This is a genomic window from Glutamicibacter sp. AGC46, assembly GCF_053543715.1.
This window is the reverse complement of record NZ_JBLVOJ010000025.1, coordinates 435,759-453,993: the sequence shown is the minus strand read 5'-3', so window position 1 is coordinate 453,993 and position 18,235 is coordinate 435,759. Positions and strand designations below refer to the sequence as shown.

14 protein-coding genes, 2 tRNA genes and 1 other RNA gene are annotated in these 18,235 nt (G+C 62.5%); 12 read left to right on the top strand and 5 right to left on the bottom strand.

What is annotated here, in order from left to right:
- Positions 1-11 precede the first annotated feature (11 nt).
- The 4 genes from ACNPM8_RS17095 to ACNPM8_RS17080 all read left to right on the top strand — a co-directional run bounded on the left by ACNPM8_RS17095 (position 12) and on the right by ACNPM8_RS17080 (position 4,928).
- Positions 12-1,454: a dihydrolipoyl dehydrogenase family protein gene (locus tag ACNPM8_RS17095; protein ID WP_332489256.1), complete on the top strand. Its 1,443-nt coding sequence runs from the start codon at positions 12-14 to the stop codon at positions 1,452-1,454.
- 71 nt (positions 1,455-1,525) lie between these two features.
- Positions 1,526-1,881, top strand: an RNA gene (rnpB, locus tag ACNPM8_RS17090) — RNase P RNA component class A.
- Between the two features lie 219 nt (positions 1,882-2,100).
- Positions 2,101-3,558: a glyceraldehyde-3-phosphate dehydrogenase gene (locus ACNPM8_RS17085; protein WP_105657779.1), complete on the top strand. Its 1,458-nt coding sequence runs from the start codon at positions 2,101-2,103 to the stop codon at positions 3,556-3,558.
- A gap of 323 nt (positions 3,559-3,881) precedes the next feature.
- Positions 3,882-4,928 carry a winged helix DNA-binding domain-containing protein gene (locus ACNPM8_RS17080; RefSeq protein WP_448940271.1) on the top strand — a complete coding sequence of 349 codons (1,047 nt, stop codon included), beginning with the start codon at positions 3,882-3,884 and terminating at the stop codon, positions 4,926-4,928.
- 12 nt (positions 4,929-4,940) lie between these two features.
- Here the strand turns inward: ACNPM8_RS17080 and def are convergent, their stop codons facing one another.
- The 3 genes from def to ACNPM8_RS17065 form a co-directional block, all read right to left on the bottom strand.
- A complete protein-coding gene (gene def / locus ACNPM8_RS17075) occupies positions 4,941-5,513 on the bottom strand; it encodes a peptide deformylase (RefSeq protein WP_105657783.1) in 573 nt (190 codons plus the stop codon).
- A gap of 24 nt (positions 5,514-5,537) precedes the next feature.
- Positions 5,538-6,686 carry an acyl-CoA dehydrogenase family protein gene (locus tag ACNPM8_RS17070; protein WP_332595396.1) on the bottom strand — a complete coding sequence of 383 codons (1,149 nt, stop codon included), beginning with the start codon at positions 6,684-6,686 and terminating at the stop codon, positions 5,538-5,540.
- Positions 6,687-7,517: 831 nt separating this feature from the next.
- Positions 7,518-7,593 (bottom strand) — tRNA-His (locus ACNPM8_RS17065).
- A gap of 332 nt (positions 7,594-7,925) precedes the next feature.
- On the opposite strand from ACNPM8_RS17065, the gene ACNPM8_RS17060 reads away from it, so the two are divergent.
- A complete protein-coding gene (locus ACNPM8_RS17060) occupies positions 7,926-8,489 on the top strand; it encodes a DapH/DapD/GlmU-related protein (protein WP_105657784.1) in 564 nt (187 codons plus the stop codon).
- Positions 8,490-8,586: 97 nt separating this feature from the next.
- Here the strand turns inward: ACNPM8_RS17060 and ACNPM8_RS17055 are convergent.
- Positions 8,587-8,662, bottom strand: a tRNA-His gene (locus tag ACNPM8_RS17055).
- 158 nt (positions 8,663-8,820) lie between these two features.
- On the bottom strand, positions 8,821-9,432 hold the full coding sequence (orn, locus tag ACNPM8_RS17050; protein WP_332488932.1) for an oligoribonuclease: 612 nt from the start codon (positions 9,430-9,432) through the stop codon (positions 8,821-8,823).
- A 235-nt stretch (positions 9,433-9,667) separates the two neighbouring features.
- Between orn and mptB (ACNPM8_RS17045) the strand changes: the two genes are divergently transcribed.
- The 7 genes from mptB (ACNPM8_RS17045) (at position 9,668) to ACNPM8_RS17015 (ending at position 18,202) form a co-directional block, all read left to right on the top strand.
- Positions 9,668-11,167: a polyprenol phosphomannose-dependent alpha 1,6 mannosyltransferase MptB gene (gene mptB, locus ACNPM8_RS17045; RefSeq protein ID WP_448940270.1), complete on the top strand. Its 1,500-nt coding sequence runs from the start codon at positions 9,668-9,670 to the stop codon at positions 11,165-11,167.
- 5 nt (positions 11,168-11,172) lie between these two features.
- Positions 11,173-12,648 (top strand): polyprenol phosphomannose-dependent alpha 1,6 mannosyltransferase MptB, encoded by a 1,476-nt coding sequence (gene mptB / locus ACNPM8_RS17040; RefSeq protein ID WP_448940269.1) that lies wholly within the window; start codon positions 11,173-11,175, stop codon positions 12,646-12,648.
- Positions 12,649-12,705: 57 nt separating this feature from the next.
- Positions 12,706-13,809 carry a VanZ family protein gene (locus ACNPM8_RS17035; RefSeq protein WP_332488926.1) on the top strand — a complete coding sequence of 368 codons (1,104 nt, stop codon included), beginning with the start codon at positions 12,706-12,708 and terminating at the stop codon, positions 13,807-13,809.
- Positions 13,810-13,940: 131 nt separating this feature from the next.
- Positions 13,941-14,711 carry a DUF2637 domain-containing protein gene (locus tag ACNPM8_RS17030; protein ID WP_105657789.1) on the top strand — a complete coding sequence of 257 codons (771 nt, stop codon included), beginning with the start codon at positions 13,941-13,943 and terminating at the stop codon, positions 14,709-14,711.
- Between the two features lie 84 nt (positions 14,712-14,795).
- A complete protein-coding gene (locus ACNPM8_RS17025; protein ID WP_105657790.1) occupies positions 14,796-15,899 on the top strand; it encodes a GTP pyrophosphokinase in 1,104 nt (367 codons plus the stop codon).
- Positions 15,900-16,085: 186 nt separating this feature from the next.
- A complete protein-coding gene (locus ACNPM8_RS17020) occupies positions 16,086-17,687 on the top strand; it encodes an ABC-F family ATP-binding cassette domain-containing protein (protein ID WP_448940268.1) in 1,602 nt (533 codons plus the stop codon).
- Positions 17,688-17,755: 68 nt separating this feature from the next.
- Positions 17,756-18,202, top strand: coding sequence for a hypothetical protein (locus tag ACNPM8_RS17015; RefSeq protein ID WP_332488923.1), 447 nt, complete (start codon positions 17,756-17,758; stop codon positions 18,200-18,202).
- Positions 18,203-18,235: the final 33 nt, after the last annotated feature.

The window sequence follows — 18,235 nt, the reverse complement described above, 5'->3', positions numbered from 1 at the left end:
AAGGACAGAGCATGCCCCAGCAGAACTCAAGAGCTAGCCAAACTGCCTCCGGGCAGCACTGCGACTTCGACGTGATCGTGATCGGCGCCGGGCCGGCCGGGGAGAACGCCGCCGACTATGCCACCCGGCAGGGCCTGAAAGCGGCCATCGTCGAATCCGAGCTGGTGGGCGGGGAATGCTCGTACTGGGCATGCATGCCTTCCAAGGCCCTGTTGCGCAGCGGCGATGCGCTGCGCGCGGCACGCCGGGTTCCCGGGGCCCGCGAAGCGGTGACGGGTGCGCTGGATCCCGAGGCGGTGCTCGCGCGGAGGGACGCCTTCACCAGCAACTGGGATGATGCCGGGCAGGAACGGTGGCTGCGTTCGGCCGGCATCGAGTTGATCCGCGGCCGGGCGCAGCTTTCCGGGCGCGGCCTGGTGCAGGTGGCGGATCGCGAGTACTCGGCCCGGGCCGTAGTCCTGGCCACCGGATCCACTCCGGTTCTGCCGGGGATCGAGGGATTGGCTGAAGCCAAGCCGTGGGGCACCCGGGAGGCCACTGCGGCCAAGGCGATCCCGCCAAGGCTGGCCATCATCGGTGGCGGAGTTGCCGGGGTGGAGCTGGCCTTCGCCTTCGCCACCCTCGGGTCCAAGGTCACCATCCTTGCCCGCGGGTCGCTGCTGGGCCGCGAAGAGCCGTTCGCCGGCGAGCTGGTGGCCCAGTCGCTGGCCGAGGCCGGGGTAGTAGTGCACCAGGACACCACGCCGTTGCAGGTCCACCGCGATGAGCACGGGATAGCCGGCCTCCAGCTGCCCGGAGGATCCCTCGTGGAAGCCGAGGAAGTGCTCGTCTCCACCGGGCGGCGGCCGGAGATCGGGAACATGGGACTCGAAGCACTCGGGGTGGACCCGTCCCGGCGGCTGCAGGTCGATGACACGATGCTCGTGGCGGGTACCGACTGGCTCTACGCCGTGGGAGATGCCAGCGGGCGCAGCCCGCTGACCCACCAGGGCAAGTACCAGGCCCGGGCCGCGGGCGAGGCCATTGCCGCGAGGATCAATGGAACCGGGGTTCTCGATGCGCCCTGGGGCAGGCATGCGGCCACGGCGGACCACCATGCGGTGCCGCGCGTGGTCTTCAGCGATCCGCAGATCGCCGCGGTCGGACTCACCGAACGCCAGGCCCGCGACGCCGGTCTGCAGATTTCGGTTATCGAGCACGAGCTGGGTGCGGTGGCCGGGGCGAGCCTGCACGCCGACGGGTATTCCGGGCGGGCCAAGCTGGTGATAGACCAGGCGCGTTCGGTGATCGTCGGCGCCACTTTCGCCGGCCAGGATGCCGCGGAACTGCTGCATGCGGCCACCATTGCGATCGTCGGCGAGGTCAGCCTGGACCGGTTGTGGCATGCGGTCCCCGCCTATCCGACGATCAGCGAAATCTGGTTGCGGCTGTTGGAAGCCGAGCGCTTCGGGTAGCGCCAGTGTGGCCAGTGGCTCACGGTGGTGGTCAGCGTCGGGAAACTCGCGGGGCTAGAATGGTTAATGAATGGGATGGCCAGACGGTCGCGTGGCAAGCAATTGCCCCGAGGAACGTCCGGGCTCCGCAGAACAGGGTGGTGGGTAACGCCCACTCGGGGTAACCCGCAGGCTAGTGCCACAGAAAATAGACCGCCAGGTTTTCCTGGTAAGGGTGAAACGGTGGTGTAAGAGACCACCAGCACCCCAAGTGATTGGGGTGGCTAGGTAAACCCCACTCGGAGCAAGGTCAGACAGACTGCGTTATGAGGGCTGTTCGCCCCATGCAGTCGGGTGGACCGCTAGAGGCTGCCGGCAACGGCAGTCGTAGATAGATGACCGTCCCGCTTCGGCGCGACAAAACCCGGCGTATCGGCCATCCCATTCACACTCTTCCTTCCTGCAATTGCGCCGGCATCAGCCCTTGGTGCGCTGGTGAGATGATTCACAGTCCCCGATCCTCAGTTTTTCTGCGCACGGTCTAGAATGGATCATGTACTTACGAGGATGATCCTGTTACCTCGTGCCACCGCAAAAGCAATGGTGCTTCCCACGGTGCCAACCGACTTTATGGATCTGCGAGTCGGCTGAATTGGAAGGATTTTCTGTGACCCAGCAGTCTGTCGTTGCCCAGCAAGAATGGAGCGGGCGCGAAGAGCTCGCCGAGGCCATGATCCCACTGATCGGACGTCTGTACCGCAAGAACAATGTGGTGACCTCCGTCTACGGCCGCAAGCTGATCAACCAGTCCGCCATCGACATCATCAAGGCCCACCGCGTAGTGCGCCGCATCGATGGCGAAGAGCTCGACCTGAACGACACCAAGGCCATCCTGGATGCCATCGAGGCCCTGAACGTCGGTTCGGTAGCAGTTGACCTCGGCCGCGTGAACAAGAAGTTCAAGGAATCCGGTTCCGCTGATCTGAACGCCTTCCTGGCCGATGAATTGGGCGAGAAGGTTGGCCAGGCCGGCGCAACCGACGCTGAACCCCAGGACGTTGTCCTCTACGGCTTCGGCCGCATCGGACGCCTGCTGGCCCGCATCCTGATCGAGCGTGGCGGCTACGGCCTGCGCCTGCGCGCCATCGTGGTCCGCAAGGGCTCGGATGACGACATCGTCAAGCGCGCTTCGCTGCTGCGCCGCGACTCGGTGCACGGCCGCTTCGAAGGCTCGATCACGGTCGACGAGGAAAACAGCACGATCCTCGCCAACGGCACCCTGATCAAGGTCATCTACTCGAATGACCCGACCACCGTCGACTACACCGAACACGGCATCGACAACGCCATCGTGGTGGACAACACCGGCCGCTGGCGCGATGAGGCCGGCCTGTCCCAGCACCTGGCCGCCAAGGGCGTTTCCCGCGTCCTGCTGACCGCACCGGGCAAGGGCGATCTGAAGAACATCGTCCACGGCATCAACGATTCGTGGATCACCGCGGAAGACAAGATCGTCACCGCTGCCTCGTGCACCACCAACGCCATCACCCCAGTGCTCAAGGCCCTGAACGACAAGTTCGGTGTCACCCACGGGCACGTCGAGACCGTTCACTCGTTCACCAACGACCAGAACCTGATCGACAACTTCCACAAGGGCGAGCGCCGCGGCCGTTCGGCAGCGCTGAACATGGTGATCACCGAAACCGGTGCCGCCAAGGCAGTGGCCAAGGCCCTGCCGGAGTTCGAAGGCAAGCTGACCGGCAACGCGATCCGCGTACCGACCCCGGATGTCTCCATGGCGATCTTGAACCTGAACCTGGAGAACGGGACCACCAAGGAAGAGCTCAACGCCTACCTGCGTGAAACCTCGCTGACCTCCAGCCTGCACAAGCAGATCGACTACATCGATTCGCCTGAGGTTGTCTCCACCGACTTCGTCGGCTCGCGCCGCGCCGGCATCGTTGACGGCCTGGCCACTATCGTGTCCGGCAAGAACGCTGTCGTCTACGTTTGGTACGACAACGAGTTCGGCTACTCCTGCCAGGTTGTGCGCGTCATCGAATCGATGGCCGGCACCCACCCGGCTGCAGTGCCTGCAGTGAAGGCTGAAGCCGTCACCGCCTAGGACCTCGCTGCTTGCAGCTGAAGGGACCATCCCAACGCATTGCGCGCTGGGATGGTCCCTTTTGCTATTCCATCCGGGCGGTACGACGCCCTCCAAAAGGGCCTTCCGGGTCCAGAGGGCCAACGAGAACCAGCACCTGGCCAGCACCTCTCCAGCAAAGTCCAGGCAGGTCTCGACCTTTGCGCGCATCCGGGCTTGGAGGTCCGCTTTAGCCTGCGCCGTCCCTGCGTCAACGGCGGCTGCAGGTGCGCCGCTTCGCGGGCATCTCTGGACCCCCGCACTGCTAGGCTTTAGGCCATCAAGCATTGGATCGAGGTTGGTTAATGGACAGTACCCGGACGCCGGCGGCGCGCATGGCGAGCCAGCTGCTACTGGAGCCGGCAGAATCCGTACTGCAGGCCGCAGAACACATGCTCGCGTTCCAGTCCCAGGACTTCGCTGCAGGACGCTACGCGCTGGCTCAGCGCTCCGCAGTGCAAGAATCCCGCCAGCAAGTCGATGCGCTCTTCAGCGAAGGCCGGCTCGTGCGGTCATGGACCATGCGGGGCACGCTGCATATCTGCTTGGCCGAAGATGCGCGCTGGATGACTCGCGCAACACGTGAACGCACCCCGCGCTCCTCGGCCACACGGATGCGGGGACTGCAGGTCGGCACCCAGGACATTGACCAGGCAGCTGGCATCATCAGCGCGCATCTGCAGGAGCACGGGCAAGCCAGCCGCTCCGCGCTCTTCAAGGCACTGAACCAGAATGGAGTGGAGACCGGCCAGCAGCGGGGACTGGTTATCCTGCAGGTCCTCGTCCTGGACGGGTTGATCTGCCAGGGGCCCATTCCACAAGACGCGAAGCTCATCGCGCAGGACTTCGTGCTCGTGGATGAATGGATTGCAAGTCACCGGGAACCAGAAGATCCGTTGGCGCAACTCTTGCGCCGGTACCTGCACTCGCATGGGCCAGCTACCCTTCGCGACGCAGCCTGGTACACGGGACAGACGCTGACCACCATGAGAACCGCCGCAGAAGCACTCGGTGGCTTGCTGTCCAGCGCAGGAAGCGATGAGCGCGGGGAGGGCTACTGGGTCATCGCCGGCAGCCGCGCCCACCGGGAGCTTGAAGCGATGGAGCCCACCGGGCTGCCACTGCGCCTGCTCGGTCCCTTTGACGAGTACTACCTGGGTTACGCGAATCGCACGCTGGTAGCCGACGAGCAGATGGCTGCGCAGATCCTGCCCGGCAAGAACGGCATGTTCCTGCCCTTCTGGCTAGAACAAGGCAGGGCTTCGAAGCTCTGGAACGCAGAAACAGCGCCCACCGGCAAAATCGGTGCGGCGCTGCATCAGCGGTATCTGGACTTCAAGACTGCCCGGTAGGCGGCGGGAGGCCTAGTGGCCGAATGGATCCTCATCGGTACCCGGCAACCAGGTGTTGCCAGGCACGCCCCAACCCAGAGCCTTCTTGGCCTTCTTCCACTTCTTCTCCCAGCGTGGCTGCAACTTGTCCACGTAGAGGTAGCCATCAAGGTGGTCGTACTCGTGCTGCATGATGCGCGCGAACCAGCCGTGCGCTTCGAAAGAGATCGGATTGCCGAACTCGTCGAAACCCTCCACCTTCGCATAGTCGGCACGCTGCAGCGGGTAGTTCAACCCGGGCACGGACAAGCAGCCCTCGGAGTCGTCATCAGCATCTGCGGGAGCCTGCGACACCTTTGAAAGCGTCAGCTTGGGGTTGATCACTACGCCCCGCTCGGGAGCGTCGTCCTGGTCCGCGAAGACGTAGGTGAACATGCGCAGGCCCAAACCGATCTGCGGAGCCGCCAGGCCCACGCCATGCGCTTCATCCATGGTGAGGTGCATATCGGCAACGAGCTCGCGCAAGGCGCCATCAAACTCGGTGACCTCCACCGCACGCTTGTGAAGTACAGGTTCTCCGTAAACAGTGATCTGCCGAATAGGCACGTGATCGGTTCCTTTCAAAAGTGCTTAGAGTGCTCGTCCAATAGTTTCACGCATGATCTCGCTTGTGCCACCAAAGATGGTCAGCAAGCGGGAGGCAGTGAAGGACTGGGCAATCGGGTACTCCATGATGTAGCCATAGCCGCCATGCAGCTGCAATGCCTGATCGGAAAGCTTTTTAGCGCTCTCACTAGCCCAAAGCTTGACCTCGGCAGCCTCGGAAGGATCCAGCTCGCCGTCGTTGAATGCCAGGACGGCCCGGTCCACGAAGCTCTGGGTGACATGCGCCTCAGTCTTCAGGTTAGCCAGTTCGAAACGGGTGTTCTGGTACTCGGTCAGCGCCTGGCCAAAGGTAGAGCGGTTCTTCGCATGCTCCAGCGCCTGCTCGAAGGACGCGGTGCAGATCGCCGAGGCAGCCACGGCAATAGCCAGACGGGCCTGGGGAAGCTGCGCCTTGACATAGGCCAGGCCCTGTCCAGCCTCGCCAACAAGATCTGCAGCTGAGACGCGGACATCGTCGAAGAACAGCTCAGCGGTATCAGAAGCCCGCAGCCCAATCTTGTCGAAGGGGCTGCCGTTGGTGTACCCCTCGGAACGCTCGACCATGAACAGCGAGAATGACTGCTCGCCCGCCCGTCCGCTTTCGCCATCGGTGCGCGCAAGCACCAGAGCGGCATCGCCAAACGCAGCATTGCCGATGAAAGTCTTCTGGCCGCTAATCAGCCAGTCATCCCCATCGCGGACCGCCTTGGTGCGCACCGCACGCAGGTCGGACCCCGCTCCAGGCTCGGTAAACGCGCAGGAGGTAATGGTGGAGCCATCGACCATGCGTGGAAGCCACTTGGCCTTGAGCTCGGCAGAGCCGTAGGAGAGCAGGTACGGCAGCACCAGGTCGTCGTGCAGGTGGAAGGCCAAGGCTACGGACAGATGCCCCGAACGCACGAGCTGCTCATCAAGCACTACACGGAAGCGGTAATCATCGATGCCCATGCCACCGAACTGCTCAGGCACTGCAAGACCCAGCAGGCCGTTTTCACCGGCAGACTGCCACACCTCGCGGGGGATCTGATGATCCTTTTCCCACTGAGCGTATTTACCGGAAATCTCCCGGGCGTTGAATTCCGTAGCCAGTTCACGGAACTGCTCGTGGTCCTCTTCAAAGAGCGCGCGTTTCACAGGGGGAGTACCTTTCGGTGGATGGAACGAAGGCATAAAGCTCACTGGCTTGCCGAAGTACATCATCCATTATGGTTGCTCAAGCCAATTCGTGCCTACTCGCCAGGGCAAACAACGATTCAAGTCACTAGATAACGCAAAAAGTCTCGAAAAACACGGGGATAGACCCCAAAGCACAACGCATTCGAACATAGTTTCGAATCCGTGTTCCTAGCCACCGAAATATGACTTAACACCGCATCCGGGCAGCACTGCGCTCGCCGGCAGGTTCGAACTGCCTGTTCAATCGGTCCTGTCGGCGACGAATCTGCAGCTCGCATCCGCGCACGATGGCGTTGGCTTCACCGGAGCCAGTGATACTTCGGATCGTGCCCTGGGGAAGACTAGTGGTCCGTTGTGCAGGGGCGGGCAGTGCCAATGATGCAACCCTGGACTGTCCCGCGGGTTGCGGATCACTCCACGCGAAATCGACCCGGTTGCCGCTTGATGGAATCCGCTTGTTTCGAGACTGCTGGCAGGGTTGCGTGCGATCGCGTCGAGGCGCCCGACCTGTGCCATGGAAGCGATCTTTTCGGCGTCGGCAGGGTGCCTGGGCATCTGGTGGTTCCATTCGGTGGCCATTGCCGGCGGTGAAGGCGGGTTGGCGGCTAGCGGCGCGATGCTGAACGCCGTGTCGGATTCGCTGGCGGGGACTGGTGGCGAGTGCCTCTGGATTCCAGATGTTCGGTCTGGAATCAACGAGGCCCGGTGCCTTGCTGATTGCGCTTCAAGGCGTCGGAAACGAGAAAAGACCTGGTTCGGAATTTTCATTCCGAACCAGGTCTTTCGATCTGGGGTGAGTAACGGGGTTTGAACCCGCGACCTTCTGGACCACAACCAGACGCTCTACCGACTGAGCTATACCCACCATGTCTACTTCGTTACTAGTCAGAAGCTGTAGTGCTCATGATTTCGTACCGGGCAACGAGAAATACTATACACGTATCCAGGCCGGAAATACCAATTCGCATGGAGCCATTTCCGGGATTGTGACGGGATGCTCATTATTCATGGCCGTGGGGCTGTTGCTCGCCGCTGAACTGCCTCATGAGATGAATCCCCGTGCCGTGATCATCCCTTTGCTTGCAGTACCTTAGGGAATGGCTTTGCCGCGGGTCCGGGGCACAGCTGCGCTAGGCATCGACGGTGGAAGCCGATATAGTTCGAGCCACCGTGAAGAATTGATGATGGGGGGGATTCTTGGGCATTGACGATCTTCTGGAAGCCTTGAATGCTGGCCAGAGAATTACCGCCGGTTCGCCGCTGCATGCGCTCATGCATAGCACAAGCCAGGACGCGCTGCGCATTTGCGCGGAGCTGAACGACGGCTACCGCAGCCCAGGGCAAGTGCGGGATTTGCTGCGGCAGCTGACCGGAACGAACGTTGACGACTCGGTGGTGCTATTCCCGCCGTTCAACTCGGAGTTTGGCCGCAATATCGAACTGGGGAAAAACGTCTTCATCAATGCTGGCTGCAAATTCCAGGACCAAGGCGGCATCAGTATCGGGGATGAGTGCTTGATTGGGCACAACGTCGTTGTGGCAACACTTAATCACGATCTTGAACCTGCTCGGCGGGCGGATATGATTCCGGCTCCAGTGATCATTGGGCGCAACGTCTGGATTGGCGCGAACGCGACCATACTTTCCGGTGTCACGATCGGCGAGAACGCAGTTGTCGCTGCCGCCGCGGTCGTAACGAAAGACGTACCTGCCGGCGCTGTTGTGGTTGGCTCGCCAGCCAGGGTGGTGCGCACGGTCTAATTCTGCGGCTCGTCAGCTGAGCGGCGGCGTTGCCAGGCGTGCGGGTAAAGCAAAAGACTCGATCCGGAACTTTCGTTCTGGATCGAGTCTTTGTCTCTGGGGTGAGTAACGGGGTTTGAACCCGCGACCTTCTGGACCACAACCAGACGCTCTACCGACTGAGCTATACCCACCATGTTTGCTTCGTTACTAGTCAGAACGCTTTTGCGAACCGATTCCGTATCTGGCAACGAGAAATACTATACACACAATTCCGCGCTTGATGCCAATCGGAAGGCCCCTGGGGCACTGTGCAGTGCATCACCAATGCGCCGGGGCCTTCGTTTAGCGGTTAGCCGGCGCTTTCGGTGATCCCGGCGGCGATCTTCCTGGCCTCATCGGAGGTTGGTCCCGGCGCCGGCACCATGATGGCGTCGCGGTAGTAGCGAAGCTCGTTGATCGAATCCTGGATGTCGCCCAGTGCGCGATGGTTGCCGGTCTTGGCTGGAGCGCCGTAGTGCGCCTTCGGGAACCAGCGGCGGCTCAGCTCCTTCAAGGTCGACACGTCGATAATGCGGTAGTGCAGGTGCTCAATGACCTCGGGCATATCGCGTGCCAAGAAGTTCTTGTCGGTGCCCACCGAGTTGCCGCCCAGCAACGCCTTGTTCGGCTCCGGAACGTGCTTCTTGATGTAGTCGACCACCAGGCGCTGGGCTTCCTCCATGGAAATGCCGTTCTCCAGCTCGGGCAGCAGGCCGCTAACCACATGCATATTGCGAACGAAATCATCCATCTGCGCCAGAGCTGCCGGCTCGGGCTTGATGACTACCTGGATGCCCTCGTCGACGATCTCCAGATCGGAGTCGGTAATGAGCACTGCTACTTCGATCAATGCGTCGTTAACCAGATCCAAGCCGGTCATTTCGCAATCGATCCATACAATTTTTTCTGAGTTACTAGCCACGTAACCAATCTACACTTCAAGCAGCGCTGTGGGGGAGCGCACCCTCGTCGCACGGCGGAAGGACAGTGTTTCAACCGGCCTGGACGCGTGCTCGATGCTAAAATCGTCTGAGATTTCCGGCTGTTGAATTGCCTGCTTGCAAGGGCGCGGCACATGCGACGCTGGCTTAATTACTCTCGAACTCATGTCCGTTACAGCCCGAGGTGTCAGTGTGTCAGCCAGCAAGCCAGCAGCAGTGAGCTCCCCGCCCTACGCTGGAGTGAATAGGACCCTTCTCAGCGGCGTCATCGGTTCCTCCCTGATCCTTTTCGGATCCTTCGGTACCGGGTGGCTGGCCAGCGTATCCCCGCTGAACCGCGACCCGTTCTTCATCATGCTGCGCACCGAACCCGCCGGCGTGATCACCTGCGTGATCCTGCTGGCCCTGGGTTGCTGGGTCCTCTTCCGTTCCTGGTGGCGCCTGGGCCAGAAGCTCAAGGGCTGGGGCGAGGGTTCGCTGAAGGTGGTCCGCCGTGCGGTCTGGCTGTGGAGCATCCCGATGTTCGTCACGTTGCCGATCATGAGCCGGGACGTGTTCGCCTACATCGGCCAAGGCCGGCTGGTGGATGCCGGGCAGGATCCTTATGTTGACGGAATATCCTCGCTGAATAACTGGTTCCAGCTCGGTGCCGACACCATGTGGGCGCAGGACGGCACCCCTTACGGCCCGCTCTACCTGAGCATCGAATTCCTCGTGGTCAAGCTGACTGGCCCTTCGACCGACGCGGCGGTCCTGGCCTTCCGCGCCATTGCATTCATCGGCGTGCTGCTCTGCCTGCGCTACGTGCCCAAGCTTGCCGAACTGCACGGTGTCCCCGGGGCCAAAGCCGCCTGGATGACCGTGGCGAACCCGCTGTTCCTGGTGAACTTCGTGGCCAGTGCGCACAACGATGCCCTGATGACCGGCCTGTCGGTCTGGGCCATCTACCTGGCATGCAAGCGCTACGGCTTCTGGGCCATCGTGGTGCTGGCGGCCTCGGTGGGGGTCAAACCGATTACCCTGGTACTGCTGCCGTTTATCGGCCTGCTCTGGGCAGGGCCTAACGCTGCCTGGCCGCGCCGCATCCTCTACTGGTTCTACACCGGCATGATCTTCCTGGCCCTGATGACCGTGGTTGGGTGGCTCAATGGCTACTGGTTCGGTTGGCTGAAGGTCATGCTCTTCACCGGTACCGGATACTCCATCTTCTCCCCGGTAGGCATTGCGGTCATCGCGCTGAGCGGGCTGGTCTCCGCCATCGGGCTGTCCACCGAGTGGATCCTGCCCGCGGCCAAGCTCTTCGGCCGCCTGGTCGGCGTAGCCATCGCCTTTGTCTTGATCTTCCGCGGAAAGCACTCGCACCTGGTGCAGCGCATGGCCATCGCCTTCGCGGCGATTGTCGTGCTCTCCCCGGTGATCCAGCCGTGGTACCTCCTGTGGCTGCTGCCGTTCTTCGCCGCGACCGGCCTGCGCGATGACGGGCAGATGCTCTGGCTGCACCTGACCACCATCTTCTTCCTGGCCTACCAGGCCGCTGACCAGATCTTCGTCTGGCAGTTCCTGCAGGACTCCCTGGTGCCACGCGTCCAATTGATTTCCTGGGGCATCTCCATCGCCTGCGCCTTGTACCTTGTCTTCTTCGATCCGAAGACCAAGAACATCTGCGCTGATCTGCTCAGCTCGACCAACTGGCTGAAGAAGAGCAAGAAAGCCTAGTGGCAGTGGAGGAGCCGAAGCTGGCACCGCAGCGCGCAAGCCTGCGGTCACTATCATGGCAAGGGTTCACCGCCTCGGCCATGATCACCGTCGCCTCCTGGGGGATCGGCTGGTTCCCGCGCAACCAGCTGTCGCCGCTGGCACGCAGCGGCTTCTTCATAGAATTCCGAACCGAAGTGCCAGGTGTCATCAGCTGCATCGTGCTGATGGCCGTGGGAATTGTCTGGTTGACCCGAACCTGGATCCTGGCCCGGCCATGGGTCCAGGCTGCCGGTGAGATCACCGGGCGGGGACTGGCCCGCGTGCTGGCCATGTGGTCTGCTCCGCTGATGCTCAGCTTCCCGATCCTCAGTCGCGACGTCTACTCCTACCTGGCCCAGGGCCGCATGCTGCACGCCGGCAAATCCCCGTATGCCGAAGGCGTGTCCGCCCTTCCGGGCTGGTTCGATGGCGGATCCGACAGCCTGTGGGCGCAATCGCCCTCGCCCTATGGCCCGTTCTTCCTCGTGCTCGCCCGCATCATCTACTTCGCCTCCAACGGCATTCCCGAAATCGGCGTGGGCCTGCTGCGCGTCATTGCCGTGCTCGGTGTCTGGGGCTGCTATCACTTCACTGCGAAGCTGGCGCAGAAAATGGGGCAGAGCGCCAACTGGGCCAACTGGGCCATCGTGGGCAATCCGCTGTTCTTGCTGACCATGATCGGCGGCGTCCACAACGACGCGCTGATGATCGCAGGTGTCTTCAGCGCCTTCGCCTATGCCTACGACCGCCGTCCCATGGCAGCCACGATGGCGCTGGCCATAGCCGTGTCGGTCAAGCCGATCGTGCTGCTGGCGCTGCCTTTTATCGGCTTGGTCCTGCTGGGCAGGAGCCCGTCGATGCGCGAGAGGTGGAAAATCTGGGCCAAGGTCTTAGCACTCTCCCTGACCTGGCTGCTTTTGATCGGTGCGGTCACCAACCTCTGGTTCGGCTGGCTGCTTGCCATGTTCACCGCGGGAGATGCGGCGTTCCCGTACGCTCCCGTGGGACTGATCGGCTGGTCCCTGAGCAATCTCGCTGGCATATTCGGCGCCGATATCTCCTTGGTGAATGCCATCGTGGTGGGCGTCTTCCAGGTCATCGCGCTGGCCATTGTGGCGCGCCTGGCGCTGGCCAAGGACACCTCCAGCCCGGTGCGCCTAGCGGCGTGGGCGCTCTCGGCGGTGGTGCTGCTGGCTCCGATTATCCAGCCGTGGTACATCCTGTGGCTGATGGCGCTGTTCGCCATTTCGCACAAGGTGTCCTGGGGATCGGAAAAGCTGATGATCTATGCATCCAGCCTGATCCTGGTGGCGGTTTTCGTCGACCAGCTCTCCATCGAGCAGTGGCACTCGGCCTGGCTGATGAAGACCCTGGCTGGCGTGCTCGTAGCGGGCTTGTTCATCGGCCTCTTCACTGCCGATGCCAGAACCAGGCAAGTGCTGCGCGGGCCGAAAGTATAGCCAAGGTCACATTCTGCAGCCCAGCTTTCTCCCGGAATATTCCGCTTAGATAGAAATATGCAAACAATGTTCTGGCCAGCGGCAATCGCCATTCTCGGCGGCGCCCTCTTCTTGGCGTCCGCCGGCGTTTTCCTGCTGGCCGTGCAATACCGCCGGCATGGACGGTTGTCCTGGCGCCGCACCATTACCACCACAACCGCAGCCGTCTACGGATTCGGCCTCTTCAGCTACACCATGCTTCCGCTGCCGTCCACGCGCGACGAATTCTGCCGTCCCGGAGTGGCCATCCCGCAACTGGTGCCCGGCCGTTTCGTCGATGACTTCAGGCTGGCCATCGTGGAACGCGGACTGAGCGGATTCGCCACCAGCTTCACCCTGTGGCAGGTGCTGTTCAACATCATCTTGTTCATGCCCCTGGGCATCTTGGCCGTGCGCTGGCTGCGCGGCAACATTTTCACCGGTGTCCTGCTGGGCTTCGCGGCCTCGCTGGCCATCGAGCTGACCCAGTACACCGCTATTTGGGGGTTGTACACCTGCGCCTACCGCGTGGCCGACGTCGATGACCTGATCACTAACACTGCCGGCGCGCTGCTGGGCGCGATGATCGCCTACTTGCCGATGTTCCGCTTCCTGTCCGGCCCGGTGGAAGCGGACGCGGCCAACGCGCCGGCGCGGCCGGTCACCCGCGCCCGCCGTGCACTGGCCAACATCTTCGATGCAGGCTTCACCGCCGGAGCGCTCCTTGTCATCGGTGCTGCCCTTGAACTGCTGGAGCGCTTGGGTGCCCCGGAGTTCGGCCAACAGTGGATGAACTTCTGGCTTCCGCTGATCGTGGTCTTCTGCGTCTTCTGGCTGCCGAGCCTGGCGCCGGGACGGGCTACCCTCGGCCAGCGCTGTGCCTGGCTGATGCTCACCGACGGGCAGGGGCAACCGGCTCCGGCCGGCCGGGCCTTGCTGCGCAGCCTGCTCGGATTTGGCGGGATTAACTTCCTCTTCCAGATTTCCACCAGCATGGTCGACTTCACGCCCTACCCGCTGCTGAACATGCTCGTTGTGATCTATATCGCGATCAGCGCCTTCTACTTCATCTTCGAGGCGAATCACCGGGGGCTGGCCGGAAAAATCAGCGGTACCGGTTTCATCGACCGTCGCGCCCTTTGAGCCAAGGCACCCCAGCACCGCAAGGCGCACGCTAAAATGGAACGCGGTGGTCTGCGCCTCGGGTGCGGTCCAGCAAACTCGCGTTTGAAGACATACCGATAATTCCCAAAAAGTTAGGTCTGCTCAGCAGCATGGAAGATAACAAACCAGAGGTCCCGGCCGAACCGCACCGCGCCGTCCTAGGCACGGCCGTAGGCGCGACGGTCCTCATTGCCATCGGCGCATTCGTGCTCTCGTTCGCTGCATTGACCGACCTGGCCGAACGCTCGGGCATCAGCCCGCGGCTGGCCTGGATCTGGCCAATCATCATCGACGGCATGATCGTGGCCGCCACCGTGGCCATCGTGGCCCTGAACGGCTTCCATCGCAAGGCCATGATCTACCCGTGGTCGCTGCTGTTCTTCGGTGCGATCGTTTCCACCGCGGCGAACTCCACCCACGCAATCTTGACCGTGGACTCGATCGAAAACGGAGTGCCGCCGCTGGTTTCCGCGCTGGTTGCCGCCATGCCGCCAATCGTCTTGCTGGCCATCACCCACCTGACCGTGCACATGTACCAGAAGAAGTCCGAAGCCGCGAAGCTGCGCGCTGAGCTGGAATACAACGAAGAGCAGGAAAACGCCGAGAAGTACGGCGTCGCTTATGATGATGGCTACAACGCTGCGCTGACCGACACCAAGACCGCCGAGGAAGAACGCCTATCGGTCCTGGAACAGGATCACCAGGACGCGCTGGCCCGAGCCCGCGCCGAAGGCATCGCGGCAGGCCGATCGGACTCGAAGGTCACCCCGATCAAGCAGAACGCGCAGCCAGCCAAGGAAACCAAGCCTGCCGCGCAGAAGAAGACCGAGGACAAGGCGCCATTGTTCGACGACATGGCTAAGCGCCTTTCCCGCCCATAAGGGCCGTCGCCGCACCCGGCTGGCGCCAGGGCATGAGCATGAGGACAGCATTTTCAGGAACGCTTTAGCATCCAGGAGGCATCAATGATGGATCCGGCGCAGGGCCAGGCGAACGACGAGTTCTCCGAACAGATTGCGGCCGCCGTTGAGCAGTACAAGTCTGTGACCGGCGAACTCAATACCGTCATGTCGGCCATGAAGGCGAAGATCCGCCGGTTGTTCGCGAATTCCGAGGTACAACCGCTGTTCATTACCGGCCGGGTGAAATCGCCGCAGTCCTTCGCGGCCAAGGCCTCGCGCCGGCTGCAGGAAAGTTCTGAGACCGCCCCGGTGCTGGAATTCCCCAACCCGCTGCGCGAAATCCACGACATGGTGGGCATCCGCATCATCGTGATGCTGCCCCATGAAATCCAGCAGGTGGCCAGCCTGATCAAGTCGCACCGCGACTCCTTCGACTGCCGCAGCGACCGGGAGAAGGACATCGGCTCGGTGGAGTCCGGCACCTACGGCTACTCCTCGCGCCACCTGCTGCTCAAGACCCGCAGCGAGCCGATCGTGCGCAAATTCCAGGAGGCCTTGGGCAAGCCGGTGGTAGCCAGCGGCAACTTCGTCTTCGAAGTGCAGATCCGCACCGTGCTGCAGCATGCCTGGTCCGAAATGGAGCACGACATCCGCTTCAAGCATCCCGGCGAGGCCGCCTGGAATCCGCAGATCGACCGCCACTTCACCGCCACCGCGGCGATGCTGGAAACCGTGGAGGACTACTTCACGGACATCGACGAGCTGTACCACCGCCTGAACGGCTACCACGACCAGCAGGGCGCCGGATCCGAGCCGTTGACCGGCGAGAAGATCGGCGAAATATGGCAGACGCTGTTGCCGCACGTCGACCGCAAGCGCGATGACGATTGGTCCTGGGCCGCCGAGCTGCTCGGCTCCCACGGCATCGACCAGACCTGGCAGCTGGCGCAGCTGCTGGATGCGAATGTGGTCACCGATGTGCGTGCGGCGCTGGACCACCGGTACTCGCCGGGCCCGGACCGCTTGCTGGACGACGTGCTGCTCTGGCGCTTCGGCAAGGACCACATCGACAAGACCAGCGGCGGGGACCTGCGCCGCGAAGCCTCCTTGCGCCGCCGCCTGATCCAGATGATGGATTACCGATCGCAACCCAGCGACAAGGAATAATTTCGATTCGAAGCCCGGATTTCCACTGCGGTGGAAGTGCGGGCTTCGATTCTTTAGCCAGCTCAACCCCAAACTGTTAGTTTGTGCACGTTCCGCAGGCCACGGCGTGGTTGGCCGGTAGAATAGTCAAGTTGCCCAATTTGTGGGCCGCACAATTCTTGTACCCGCATGAAAGGGCCACACCATATGATTTCCGTAGCCAACCTTGAGCTACGCGTCGGCGCCCGCTTGCTGATGGACGAAGTGAACTTCCGCATCGACAAGGGCGACAAGATCGGACTGGTGGGACGCAACGGTGCCGGCAAGACGACGATGACCAAGGTCCTCGCCGGCGAGACCCAGCCAGCCTCGGGTGAAGTCACCTTCAAGGGCTCCATCGGCTATCTGCCGCAGGACCCCAAGACCCCTGACATGGAGCAGCTGGCGCGCAATCGCATCCTTGGCGCCCGCGGCCTGGACGTGGTTGTCACCAAGCTGGCCCAGAACCGCGAGGACATGGCCAGCGAGGATGCTGCCGTCTCCGCCAAGGCCATGCGCCTGTACGACCGGTTGGAAGCAGAATTCATCGCTGCCGGTGGCTACGCCGCCGAATCCGAAGCGGCCGCCATCTGCGCCAACCTGGATCTGCCGGATCGCATCCTGGACCAGCCGCTGCGCACCCTGTCCGGTGGACAGCGCCGCCGCGTCGAGCTGGCCCGCATCCTCTACTCGGACGCCGAGACCCTGCTGCTCGATGAGCCGACCAACCACCTGGACGTCGATTCGATCATGTGGCTGCGCGACTTCATCAAGAACTACCCCGGCGGCGTGCTGATGATCAGCCACGATACCGGCCTGATGGAATCCACCGTGAACAAGGTGCTGAACCTCGACGCGAACCGCGGCGTGGTGGATGTCTACAACATGAACTGGAAGCGCTACAAGATCCAGCGCGAAACCGATGAGCGTGCCCGCAAGCGCGAGCGCGCCAACATCGAGAAGAAGGCTTCGGTCCTGCTGACCCAGGCGAACAAGATGAAGGCCCGCGCCTCCGGCGCCTCGGCGGCGCAGTCCATGCTCAAGCGCGTGGATCGCATGCTTTCCGGGCTGCAGGAAGAGCGTGCCTCCGACAAGGTCGCAGCCCTGCGCTTCCCGGATCCGGCTCCCTGCGGCAAGACCCCGCTCATGGCCGAAGGCCTGTCCAAGGCCTATGGCTCGCTGGAGATCTTCAACGATGTCTCGCTGGCCATCGACCGCGGCTCGAAGGTTGTCATCCTGGGCCTGAACGGTGCCGGCAAGACCACCTTGCTGCGCATGCTCGCCGGTGTCTCCGAACCCGATACCGGAAAGATCATTCCGGGCCACGGCCTGAAGATCGGCTACTTCGCCCAGGAGCATGACACCTTGGATCCGGAAGCCAGCGTGCTGGAGAACATGCGCCGCAACGCGCCTGACCACCTGAACGATGCCGACGTCCGCTCGATCCTCGGCTCGTTCCTGTTCGTCGGCGACGACGTGACCAAGCCGGCCGGCGTGCTCTCCGGCGGCGAGAAGACCCGTCTGGCCCTGGCCACCATCGTGGCTTCCAGCGCCAATGTGCTGCTGCTTGATGAGCCGACCAACAACCTCGACCCTGCCTCGCGCGCCGAGGTGCTGGGCGCGCTGTCCACCTTCCCGGGTGCCGTGGTCATGGTGTCCCACGATGAGGGCGCAGTGATGTCGTTGCAGCCTGAGCGCGTGGTCATCCTGCCTGATGGCGATGAGGACCTCTTCAACGAGGATTACCTGGAATTGGTTTCGCTGACTTAAATCCTGACAACGCGCAATAGCTCTCGTAGGCTTGGCAGATCACCATCTTCAAAGGGAGCTGCCAAGCCATGAGTGTTTTTGGACGCAAATTACCGCGGATCGCAGGCGCTGGGCTGCTGCTTGCCAGCGCGCTGGCCGGCTGCGCCGCACAGGTTTCCGATGAGATCAACGCCCAGTGGACGCTGCTGGACCCTGCCGGGGTGAATGCGTCGAGCACCAGCCTCGACCTCGGGGTCATGCGGCTTGCCTGTTCCTCCGGGGTGACCGGCGAGGTGACCTCCACCCAGGTGGAGCTGTCCAATGGCCAGATTGCCATCGGGATCGTGGTTGAACCGCTGGAAGGCGAAGCGCATGCCTGCCAGGGCAACGAGACCGCGCCCTACACGCTGGAACTGCAGGAGCCGGTGGGGGACCGCACCCTCATCGATGCCTCCTGCCTCGAAGGCGAGTGGCACAAGACTCCTGGGTGCAGCGACAGCGGGATCCGCTGGACGCCGCCGGCCAACGGCAGCTGAAAGAAAACTGCATTAAGCAGAGAACCGGGGGGG

Bases quoted from the DNA above. Each gene is read 5' to 3' on its own strand.
- ACNPM8_RS17095 (WP_332489256.1), top strand. From the start codon at position 12: ATGCCCCAGCAGAACTCAAGAGCTAGCCAAACTGCCTCCGGGCAGCAC.
- ACNPM8_RS17080 (WP_448940271.1), top strand. From the start codon at position 3,882: ATGGACAGTACCCGGACGCCGGCGGCGCGCATGGCGAGCCAGCTGCTA.
- ACNPM8_RS17035 (WP_332488926.1), top strand. From the start codon at position 12,706: ATGCAAACAATGTTCTGGCCAGCGGCAATCGCCATTCTCGGCGGCGCC.
- ACNPM8_RS17030 (WP_105657789.1), top strand. From the start codon at position 13,941: ATGGAAGATAACAAACCAGAGGTCCCGGCCGAACCGCACCGCGCCGTC.
- ACNPM8_RS17025 (WP_105657790.1), top strand. From the start codon at position 14,796: ATGATGGATCCGGCGCAGGGCCAGGCGAACGACGAGTTCTCCGAACAG.
- ACNPM8_RS17020 (WP_448940268.1), top strand. From the start codon at position 16,086: ATGATTTCCGTAGCCAACCTTGAGCTACGCGTCGGCGCCCGCTTGCTG.
- ACNPM8_RS17015 (WP_332488923.1), top strand. From the start codon at position 17,756: ATGAGTGTTTTTGGACGCAAATTACCGCGGATCGCAGGCGCTGGGCTG.